Origin of the sequence: Pseudomonas sp. NPDC087614 (assembly GCF_044743485.1) — a bacterium.
Classification (GTDB): domain Bacteria; phylum Pseudomonadota; class Gammaproteobacteria; order Pseudomonadales; family Pseudomonadaceae; genus Aquipseudomonas; species Aquipseudomonas baetica_A.
On sequence record NZ_JBIUWN010000082.1, the window covers coordinates 14,077 to 23,927 of the forward strand.

Annotated in this window: 8 protein-coding genes and 1 pseudogene; all 9 read right to left on the reverse strand. The window is 61.5% G+C overall.

The genetic code is table 11. The features are described from left to right. Window positions 1-346 (reverse strand): UDP-3-O-acyl-N-acetylglucosamine deacetylase (locus ACIOWA_RS23380; protein ID WP_401162171.1); only part of this gene is annotated, 346 nt, incomplete at its 3' end. A 112-nt stretch (window positions 347-458) separates the two neighbouring features. Beyond that, the gene (gene ftsZ, locus ACIOWA_RS23385; RefSeq protein ID WP_221731503.1) at window positions 459-1,655 is read right to left on the reverse strand and encodes a cell division protein FtsZ; all 1,197 of its coding nucleotides are present in this window, start codon (window positions 1,653-1,655) and stop codon (window positions 459-461) included. Window positions 1,656-1,722: 67 nt separating this feature from the next. Then, window positions 1,723-2,982, reverse strand: a complete 1,260-nt coding sequence (gene ftsA, locus ACIOWA_RS23390; protein ID WP_047303071.1) for a cell division protein FtsA — start codon at window positions 2,980-2,982, stop codon at window positions 1,723-1,725. Between the two features lie 15 nt (window positions 2,983-2,997). Continuing rightward, on the reverse strand, window positions 2,998-3,864 hold the full coding sequence (locus ACIOWA_RS23395; protein WP_339432151.1) for a cell division protein FtsQ/DivIB: 867 nt from the start codon (window positions 3,862-3,864) through the stop codon (window positions 2,998-3,000). A gap of 4 nt (window positions 3,865-3,868) precedes the next feature. Then, on the reverse strand, window positions 3,869-4,828 hold the full coding sequence (locus tag ACIOWA_RS23400; RefSeq protein ID WP_339432152.1) for a D-alanine--D-alanine ligase: 960 nt from the start codon (window positions 4,826-4,828) through the stop codon (window positions 3,869-3,871). Continuing rightward, the gene (gene murC / locus ACIOWA_RS23405) at window positions 4,825-6,285 is read right to left on the reverse strand and encodes a UDP-N-acetylmuramate--L-alanine ligase (RefSeq protein WP_339432153.1); all 1,461 of its coding nucleotides are present in this window, start codon (window positions 6,283-6,285) and stop codon (window positions 4,825-4,827) included. The genes ACIOWA_RS23400 and murC overlap by 4 nt, the downstream gene beginning before the upstream one ends. Then, window positions 6,278-7,348 carry an undecaprenyldiphospho-muramoylpentapeptide beta-N-acetylglucosaminyltransferase gene (murG, locus tag ACIOWA_RS23410; RefSeq protein WP_339432154.1) on the reverse strand — a complete coding sequence of 357 codons (1,071 nt, stop codon included), beginning with the start codon at window positions 7,346-7,348 and terminating at the stop codon, window positions 6,278-6,280. Before murG ends, murC begins: the two co-directional genes overlap by 8 nt. Then, a complete protein-coding gene (gene ftsW / locus ACIOWA_RS23415; RefSeq protein ID WP_401162174.1) occupies window positions 7,338-8,555 on the reverse strand; it encodes a putative lipid II flippase FtsW in 1,218 nt (405 codons plus the stop codon). The genes murG and ftsW overlap by 11 nt, the downstream gene beginning before the upstream one ends. Beyond that, window positions 8,552-9,820 (reverse strand): annotated as a pseudogene (gene murD / locus ACIOWA_RS23420) (UDP-N-acetylmuramoyl-L-alanine--D-glutamate ligase); the annotation flags it as partial. The gene ftsW and the pseudogene murD, both read right to left, overlap by 4 nt. Window positions 9,821-9,851: the final 31 nt, after the last annotated feature.

Here is a 9,851-nt window from a genome sequence, read left to right on the forward strand (position 1 = left end):
ATAGAATCAGGAATACGAAGGGTCCAGCGCTGCCATCCATGATCGGGACTTCGGACGCGGAGAGCTCGACGTAGGCGTTATCGATGCCCAGGCCAGCCATGGCCGAGAGCAAGTGCTCTACCGTGTCCACTTTGACGTCGCCGTTTATCAGCGTAGTCGACATAGTGGTTTCACCGACGTTTTCCGCGCGGGCAGGAATCTGCACCACAGGGTCGAGGTCAGCGCGACAAAACACAATGCCAGTGTCGACAGGCGCAGGCTTGAGGGTCAGGTAGACCTTCTCCCCGGAATGCAGGCCTACACCTGTGGCACGGATAATATTTTTCAGTGTGCGTTGTTTAATCATGGCTTGGGCCGCTTCAGCGCAAATTGCGAACTGGTATCAACAAAGGCTGGCGATGATAGCAGACCGAACCTTTGCTGAACACCAATCACCTTCATAGGCCTGATACATTCCATCAATCGGCCTGACGACGCAGGAATGCCGGGATGTCCAGGTAGTCCAGGTCATCTTGCGGATTCATCTTCGCGGCAGCCGCAGCACCGGCCTGAGCCTGGTTGCGCATGACGGTCGGACGGTCCAGATCACGGTAGTTCACCGCTGGCGCTTCCTGACGGGCCGGAGCCGGTTGCTGCACCTGAGAAGCCGCCATCGAGGTGTGAACGGTATTGTCGATAACCTTCACAGGCTTCTCGATTTTCGCGCCCAGACCGGTGGCAACCACGGTGACGTGCAGTTCGTCGCGCATGTCCGGATCGATAACGGTACCGACCTTGACCATGGCGTGCTCGGAAGCGAAGGCTTCGATGATGCTACCCACGTCGGAGTACTCACCCAGAGACAGGTCAGGACCGGCGGTGATGTTCACCAGAATGCCGCGTGCGCCTTGCAGGTTCACGTCTTCCAGCAGCGGGTTGCGAATGGCAGCTTCAGTGGCTTCACGTGCACGGTTCGGACCGCTGGCGCAGCCAGTGCCCATCATCGCCATGCCCATTTCGCTCATCACGGTACGCACGTCGGCAAAGTCGACGTTGATCATGCCCGGACGCTTGATGATGTCGGAAATACCGCGAACGGCACCGGCCAGTACATCGTCAGCCTTGGCAAAAGCCGACAGGAGGCTTGCGTCTTTACCGAGGATGGTCAGCAGCTTCTCGTTAGGAATGGTGATCAACGAGTCGACGCTTTCGGACAGCATGCGGATGCCTTCGTCGGCGATCTGCATACGCTTGCGGCCTTCGAACGGGAACGGACGCGTTACGACAGCAACGGTCAGGATGCCCATTTCCTTGGCCACTTCGGCAATGATCGGCGCAGCACCGGTACCGGTACCACCGCCCATGCCCGTCGTGATGAACACCATGTTGGTGCCGGCCAGCACTTCAGCAATGCGCTCGCGGTCTTCCAGAGCAGCCTGACGGCCGACTTCCGGATTCGCGCCGGCGCCCAGGCCTTTGGTGACACCTGTGCCCAGTTGCAGGATGGTACGCGCGCCGATGTTTTTCAGCGCTTGAGCATCAGTGTTGGCGCAGATGAATTCGACGCCTTCGATGTTGCTCTTGACCATGTGATTGACAGCGTTGCCGCCGCCACCGCCAACACCGATAACTTTAATTACCGGGCTTGCGGGGATGTTGTCTACGAGTTCGAACATTTTCCCTCTCCTTACGTTCTCTAGTTTTTTCGCCTACTGCATTTTGTTGCGGTGTTGCGGTAAAGCTTTAGAAGTTGCCTTGAACCCACTTCTTCAATCGATCGAGCAACGGCGCCTGTGGCTCCTCGCTGCTGTAGCTGTCGCGGCTGCCAATGCCGGAGAACGAAACCCCGTCGGACTGCTTTTGCAGGCCGTACATCAACAAGCCAACGCCCGTGGAATAAATCGGATTGCGCACCACGTCATCCAGACCTTTGACGCCATGCGGCACGCCCAGACGAACCGGCATGTGGAAGATTTCTTCGGCCAGTTCGGTGGCGCCTTCCATCTTCGAAGTACCGCCGGTCAGGACGATGCCGGCCGGGATCAGGTCCTCATAGCCGCTGCGACGCAGCTCGGCCTGGATCAGGGTGAACAGTTCGTCGTAACGCGGCTCGACCACTTCGGCCAGGGCCTGACGCGACAGCTCGCGCGGGGGACGGTCGCCGACGCTCGGCACTTTGATGGTTTCGCCGGCACCGGCCAGTTTGGCCAGGGCGCAGGCGTAACGGATCTTGATTTCTTCGGCGTACTGGGTCGGGGTGCGCAACGCCATGGCGATGTCGTTGGTCACCTGGTCACCGGCAATCGGGATCACCGCCGTGTGGCGAATCGCACCTTCGGTGAAGATCGCGATGTCGGTGGTGCCGCCGCCGATGTCGACCAGGCACACGCCCAGCTCTTTTTCGTCGTCGGTCAGGACCGAATAGGCCGAAGCCAGTTGTTCGAGAATGATGTCGTCGATTTCCAGGCCACAACGGCGCACGCATTTTTCAATGTTCTGTGCGGCGTTGACGGCGCAGGTGACGACGTGAACCTTGGCTTCCAGACGCACGCCGGACATGCCCAAAGGCTCGCGGACACCTTCCTGGTTATCGATCACGTAATCTTGCGGCAGGGTGTGCAGCACGCGCTGGTCAGCCGGGATCGCGACGGCCTGCGCAGCGTCCAGGACACGCTCAAGGTCAGCAGAGCTCACCTCACGGTCACGAATCGCGACGATGCCGTGGGAGTTCAGGCTGCGGATGTGATTGCCGGCCACGCCTACGAACGCCGAGTGAATGCGGCAGCCCGCCATCAATTGGGCTTCTTCGATCGCACGCTGGATCGATTGCACGGTGGACTCGATGTTCACCACCACGCCTTTTTTCAGGCCGCGGGACGGGTGCGTACCGATACCGACGATTTCCAGCGTGCCGTCGTCCGAGACCTCGCCTACCAGCGCCACCACCTTGGAGGTGCCGATATCCAGACCGACGATCATTTTGCCGCTTTGCACGTTTGCCATGGGTCCTGCCTCTTCTTAATTCTTCGCGACAGCCGGTTGGGCTGTCGTCGGCGCTACAGGTTCCCGCCAGCCAACAGCAAGGCCGTTGGCGTAGCGCAGATCGATGCGCGCAATGTTCGTAATCTGGTCTTTAAGCGTCTTGTCATAGATGGCGATGAAGCGCCGCATCTTTTCCACCAGGTTGCCGCGTCCCAGCAGCAACTCGATGCCGGGGCCTGAACTGCCGGCGCCGGTGGTCAGGAACCAGCTACCGCGCTCACGCAATTCCAGGCGGGCAATCGAGAAGCCCATCGGTCGCAGCATCTGGCTCAGCACCTGGTATTGCTGCATCACTTGCTGTTGGGCCCGTTGAGGACCGAACAGCTGTGGCAAGTGTTCGTAGTTCGCCAGCTCTCTGGGCGTAAACGCCTGGCCCTGGTTGTTGAGCAACGACTCGTCGCCCCAACGGGCCACCGGCAGTTGCTCTTCGAGGCGGATCACCACTTGATCCGGCCACACGCGGCGCACTTCGGCGTGGGCGATCCAGGGCATTTGCTCCAGTTCTTTGCGCATGCCCTCCAGGTCGATGGTGAAGAAGCTCGCCGCCACATACGGAGCGATTCGCTGCTGCACCGCTTGCTGACTGATGTAACTCAGGTCGCCCTGGACAGCGATCTTGCTGATCGGCCGGTCGGCGTAAGGCAGCAGACGCTGGGCGCCTTCGTAAGTACCGAAACCGAGCACCAACAGCAGCACCGGCCAGAACAGACTTCTCAGAAAGCCGAAATTGGCTTTTGGCAGGCGCGCGGACATCGGCTCTTTGGCCACCATTCGGCTGGCACCCCGCGGCACCGGCTTGCGACCGGGTGCGGGTGGCTGATGTCTGAGCTGAGCGCCTTGCATCGTCTTAACCTCGAGCGTCTTCAACACTGGCGGCCAGAATGGCCAGAACCAGTTGCTGGAAATCCAGACCGGCAGCACGGGCTGCCATCGGCACCAGACTGTGATCGGTCATGCCCGGTGCGGTGTTCACTTCCAGAAACCAGAATTGCCCGTCGGCGTCCTGCATCACGTCCGCCCTGCCCCAACCGGCAATACCCAGCGCCTCACAGGCCTTGGCCGTGAGTTCCATGAGTTCCTGTTCCTTGGCGGCATCCAGCCCGCACGGAATGCGGTACTGGGTATCGTTGGCGATGTACTTGGCGTCGTAGTCGTAGAACGTGTGCGGTGTACCCAGGGCGATAGGAGGCAACACCTGGTCACGCAGGGTGGCGATGGTGAACTCCGGACCTTGAATCCATTGCTCAACCAACACTTGCGAATCGTAGGTACTGGCCGCTTTCCATGCGTCGATCAACTCGGACGCAGAACTCACTTTGGCCATCCCGATACTTGAACCTTCATGGGCCGGTTTGACGATCAAAGGCAAGCCCAGTTCCGTCGCAGCAGAAATACAATCGGCTTCGCTGCACAGCACGGCGTGACGCGGCGTCGGAATCCCGAGGCTGTGCCAGACCTGCTTGGTGCGCAGTTTGTCCATTGCCAGTGCCGAGGCCAGAATGCCGCTGCCGGTGTACGGAATGCCGGCGCATTCGAGCAGGCCCTGCATGCTGCCGTCTTCACCGCCACGGCCGTGAAGAATGATGAAGGCACGGTCGATTTTTTCGCTCAGCAGACGCTGCAGAAAGTCTTCGCCGACGTCGATCCCGAACGCGTCCACACCCGCGCTTTGCAGCGCCTCAAGCACGGCATTACCCGATTTCAGCGAAACCTCACGCTCGGCACTCAAGCCACCGAAGAGCACGGCGACGCGGCCGAAGTCTTTCGGCGCAATAGTAGAGAACAGCTTGGCGTAGGCAGCAGTCATTTCAACTTCCCCTCGACCGACGCCGCCACGGCGCCAGCGAACAACTCACTTTTCAACAGTTTGGGTGCAAGACCGCCGATATCACCGGCGCCCTGGCACAGCAGAATGTCGCCGGCACGCAGCAACGGCTTGACCAGCGGTGCGAGGTCAACACCGCGTTCGATGTAGATCGGGTCGAGCTGACCGCGCTGGCGGATGCTGTTGCACAGCTTGCGGCTGTCAGCGCCCGGGATCGGCTCTTCACCGGCCGGATAGACTTCCATCAGCAGCAGCACGTTGGCGTCGGCCAGTACATTGACGAAATCGTCGTACAGGTCACGGGTGCGGCTGTAGCGGTGCGGCTGATAGACCATCACCAGGCGGCGCTCCGGCCAGCCACCGCGTACGGCTTTAATAACCGCGGCGACTTCGGTCGGGTGGTGACCGTAGTCGTCGACCAGCATCACATTGCCGCCGTCCACGGGCAGTTCGCCGTAGACCTGGAAGCGTCGACCGACACCCTGGAAGCCCGACAGGCCCTGGACGATGGCTTCATCGCTGACGCCTTCGTCGGTGGCGATGCAGATGGTCGCCAGCGAGTTCAGCACGTTGTGATTGCCCGGCATGTTGACCGACACTTCCAGCGGCTCACGGTCTGGACGCAGCACGGTGAAGAAGGTTTGCATGCCTTGCTGGCGCACATTGATCGCGCGCACGTCGGCGTCTTCGCTGAAGCCGTAGGTCACGGTCGGACGTTTGACCTGCGGCAGAATTTCGCGCACCACCGGATCGTCCAGGCACATCACCGCCAAACCGTAGAACGGCAGGTTGTGCAGGAACTCAACGAAGGTTTTCTTCAGTTTGTTGAAATCACCGTCGTAGGTCGCCATGTGGTCGGCGTCGATGTTGGTGACCACAGCCACCAGCGGTTGCAGGTGCAGGAAGCTGGCATCGCTTTCATCCGCTTCGGCGATCAGGTAACGGCTGGTGCCGAGCTGGGCATTGGTGCCCGCGGCATTCAGACGACCACCGATGACGAACGTCGGGTCCAGGCCACCGGCGGCGAACACCGAAGCGATCAGGCTGGTGGTGGTGGTTTTGCCATGGGTGCCGGCCACGGCGATGCCGTGGCGGTAGCGCATCAGCTCGGCGAGCATTTCGGCACGCGGCACCACCGGGATGCGGCGTTCCAGCGCGGTCGCCACTTCCGGGTTGGAGGTGTTGACGGCACTCGACACCACCAGCACGTCGGCGGCAGCGGCATTCTCGGCACGGTGGCCGATAAAAATGTGGGCGCCGAACGATTCCAGACGCTCGGTGACCGGCGAAGCTTTCAGGTCGGAACCGGACACTTCATAGCCCAGGTTCAACAACACTTCGGCAATGCCACACATGCCCACGCCGCCGATACCGACGAAGTGGATGCGACGGATGCGGCGCATTTCCGGTTGTGGCATGGCTTTCTGATTCTCAACCATGGGACACCTCCAGACAGGAATCGACCACACTACGGGTGGCATCGGGTTTCGCCAGACGGCGGGCCGCTTGGGCCATTTCTTCAAGTCGTTGCGGTTGCATCAAGACCTCTGTCAGGCGCGCGGCAAGGTCCGCGGCACCAGTCGTTCTTTGCGGCATCAGGAAGGCTGCGCCTTCACGGGCCAAATATTCGGCGTTGCGGGTCTGGTGATCGTCGATCGCGTGGGGCAAAGGCACCAGCATCGAGGGCAGACCGGCGGCAGCCAGCTCACTGATGGTCAACGCGCCTGCGCGGCACACCACCAGGTCGGCCCAGCCATAGGCTTGGGCCATGTCTTTGATGAACGGCTGCACCTGCGCATCCACGCCGGCAGCGCGGTAGCGCTCTGCAGTCACTTCATCGTGGTTTTTGCCGGCCTGATGAAACACTTCCGGGCGCAAATCGGCAGCAACTTGGGCCAGGGCTTCAGGCAGCAATTTATTCAACGGCTCTGCACCAAGGCTTCCGCCCAGGATCAGCAAACGCGCTTTGCGACCCGCCAGAGCAGGTCGCGGGGTTTCGAGGAACAGCTCGCTGCGCACCGGGTTTCCGGTGGTACGGCGGGTGTCCGACAGAGTAAAGGTGTCGGGGAAGGCTTCACACACCCGGGCGGCGAACGGCACCAGCAACCGATTGGCGGTGCCGGCCACGGCGTTTTGTTCGTGAACGATCACCGGCACGCCGGCCAGCTTCGCGGCAAGACCACCGGGGCCAGTCACATAACCACCGAAGCCGACCACGCACACCGGACGCAGCTTGCGAATGATCGCCCGCGCCTGCCAGACCGACTTGAGCAGCATGAACGGCGCCTTGAGCAGCGACAGCTTGCCCTTGCCGCGCAGGCCAGTGGCGTTGATCCGATGCAGTTCCAGCCCGGACGCCGGGACCAGTTCGTTCTCGATCCCGCGTGGCGTGCCGAGCCAGTGCACGGTGTAGCCGCGTGCCTGAAACTCGCGGGCACAGGCCAGCGCCGGGAACACGTGGCCGCCGGTTCCGCCGGCCATGATCAATACGTTAGCGCCCATGATTCGGCTCCTCGGCGAAGTCGCTCTCATGGAATTCCATCTCTTCACTGCCCAGGTGGGTTCGACTCTCCCACTCGATCCTCAACAACAAACCCAGGCAGGCACAGCAGATCACCAACGAACTGCCGCCATAACTGAGGAACGGCAAGGTCAGGCCCTTGGTGGGCAGCAGGCCGACGTTCACACCGATGTTGATCAGGAACTGACCAATCCACAGGAACGACAGACCGTAAGCCACGTAAGCGGCGAAGTACTGTTTGGCCTTCTCGGCCCACAGACCGATGTACATGCCACGGATACACACGAATACGAACAGCGCCACGGTGCACAGCGAACCCACCGCGCCCAGCTCCTCAGCCAATACGGAGAACACGAAGTCGGTGTGCGCTTCCGGCAGGTAGAATTGCTTCTGCACGCTGTTGCCCAGGCCAACGCCCAGCCATTCGCCACGACCGAACGCGATCAAGGCTTGCGACAATTGATAACCGGCACCGAACTGGTCGGCCCACGGGTCGGCGAAGTTGGTCAGACGTGCCATCCGGTACGGCTGCATCTGAATCAGCAAAACCACGGCCCCGACCGCCAGCACCACCATCAGCGAGAAGCGGAACAAGCCGACTCCGCCAAGGAACAGCATGGCCGCGGCCGCGCCCATCATCACGACGGTGGCGCCGAAGTCCGGTTCCATCAGCAACAGCCCCGCCATCGGCAGCAGCACGATGAACGGCTTGAAAAAGCCCATCCAGCTCTCGCGCACTTCTTTCTGGCGCCGCACCAGGTAACCCGCGAGGTAGATCACCACGAACACTTTGGCGATTTCGGATGGCTGAACGTTGAAGAAGCTGAAACCGATCCAGCGCATCGAACCGTTCACTTCCCGGCCGATGCCCGGAATGATCACCATCACCAGTAGACCGAACGCACCGAGCAGCATCAGCCAGCCCAACCGTTGCCAGGTGGCGATTGGAATCATCATGGTGATGATGCAGGCGCCAAGGCCCAGCGCCACATAGATCAGGTGGCGAATCATGTAGTACAGCGCACTGCCCGACTGCGCGGCGGCCACTTCGGTGGACGCCGACGCGATCATGACCAGGCCGAGACCGAGCAGCGCCAGGCACCCGGCGAGCATCGGGAAATCGAGGTCGATCCCGCGCCCGGTGATGATCGGCGACGGATACGGTTTGATGATGTTTCTCAGGCTCATGTCAGTTCCTCCACGGCGCGGACGAACTGGTGACCACGGTCTTCGTAATGCTTGAACATGTCGAAACTGGCGCAGGCTGGCGACAGCAGCACGACATCGCCCGGTTGGGCAGCGGCGCGGCATTGCTCGACGGCCTCAACCAATGACGTTACGCGGATCAGTGGAACGGCGTCGCCGAGGGCGGCGCCGATCCTGTCGCTGTCGCGGCCCATCAGAATCACGGCACGGCAGTGGGCGGCGACCGGATCACGCAGATCGTTGAATTCGGCCCCCTTGCCATCGCCACCGGCGATCAGCACGATCTTGCCGTCGATGTCCGCACCCAAGCCCTCAATGGCCGCCAGAGCGGCGCCAACGTTGGTGGCTTTGGAGTCGTTGTAATAAGCAACGCCGTCCAGATCGCGCACCCACTGGCAGCGGTGTTCGAGGCCGGCGAAGTTGCGCAGCGCTGCGAGCATGGCGTCGAACGGCAGACCGACCGCATGCCCGAGCGCCAGGGCCGCCAGAGCGTTGGACTGGTTGTGTGCGCCGCGAACTTTCAGCTCGCGCACCGGCATCAGGTTCTGGAATTCAAAGGCCAGGTATTTCTCGCCGTCTTCTTCCCGGATACCGAACGCCTTGAAATCCGGTTTGCTCAGACCGAAGGTCCAGCACGGCTGGCCCTCGCCGATCAATGGCCGCGTCAGTGCATCCTGACGGTTGACCACAAATTGCCTGGCACCACGGAAGATCCGGTGCTTGGCCAGGTGATAGGCCGGCAGACCGCTGTAGCGGTCCATGTGGTCTTCGCTGATGTTGAGTACGGTCGCCACTTCGGCGTTGAGCTGGTCGGTGGTTTCCAGCTGGAAACTCGACAGTTCCATCACGTACAGCTCGATGTCGTCGCTGAGCAAGTCCAGCGCCGGCGTCCCGAGGTTGCCGCCCACCGCGACGCGTTTGCCGGCCGCAGCCGCCATCTCGCCAACCAGGGTGGTGACGGTGCTTTTCGCGTTGGAACCGCTGATGGCCACGATTGGCGCCTGTGCGTTACGCGCGAACAACTCGATGTCGCCGGACAGTTTCACGCCACGGGCGGCAGCGGCTTGCAGGGCCGGGGTCGCCAACGCCAGGCCGGGGCTCACGTAGAGCTCGTCGGCACGGCACAGGAATTCGACGTCCAGCTCGCCACAACGCACTTCCACGTGCGGATAGTCACGCTTGAGCGTGGCCAGTTCCGGTGGGTTTTCCCGCGTATCGGCGACGGCAAACGACACGCCCAAGCGTGACTATCCGCACGTGGAAGTGCGTTGTGGCGAG

Bases quoted from the DNA above. Each gene is read 5' to 3' on its own strand.
- ftsZ (WP_221731503.1), bottom strand. From the start codon at position 1,655: ATGTTCGAACTCGTAGACAACATCCCCGCAAGCCCGGTAATTAAAGTT.
- ftsA (WP_047303071.1), bottom strand. From the start codon at position 2,982: ATGGCAAACGTGCAAAGCGGCAAAATGATCGTCGGTCTGGATATCGGC.
- ACIOWA_RS23395 (WP_339432151.1), bottom strand. From the start codon at position 3,864: ATGCAAGGCGCTCAGCTCAGACATCAGCCACCCGCACCCGGTCGCAAG.
- ACIOWA_RS23400 (WP_339432152.1), bottom strand. From the start codon at position 4,828: ATGACTGCTGCCTACGCCAAGCTGTTCTCTACTATTGCGCCGAAAGAC.
- murC (WP_339432153.1), bottom strand. From the start codon at position 6,285: ATGGTTGAGAATCAGAAAGCCATGCCACAACCGGAAATGCGCCGCATC.
- murG (WP_339432154.1), bottom strand. From the start codon at position 7,348: ATGGGCGCTAACGTATTGATCATGGCCGGCGGAACCGGCGGCCACGTG.
- ftsW (WP_401162174.1), bottom strand. From the start codon at position 8,555: ATGAGCCTGAGAAACATCATCAAACCGTATCCGTCGCCGATCATCACC.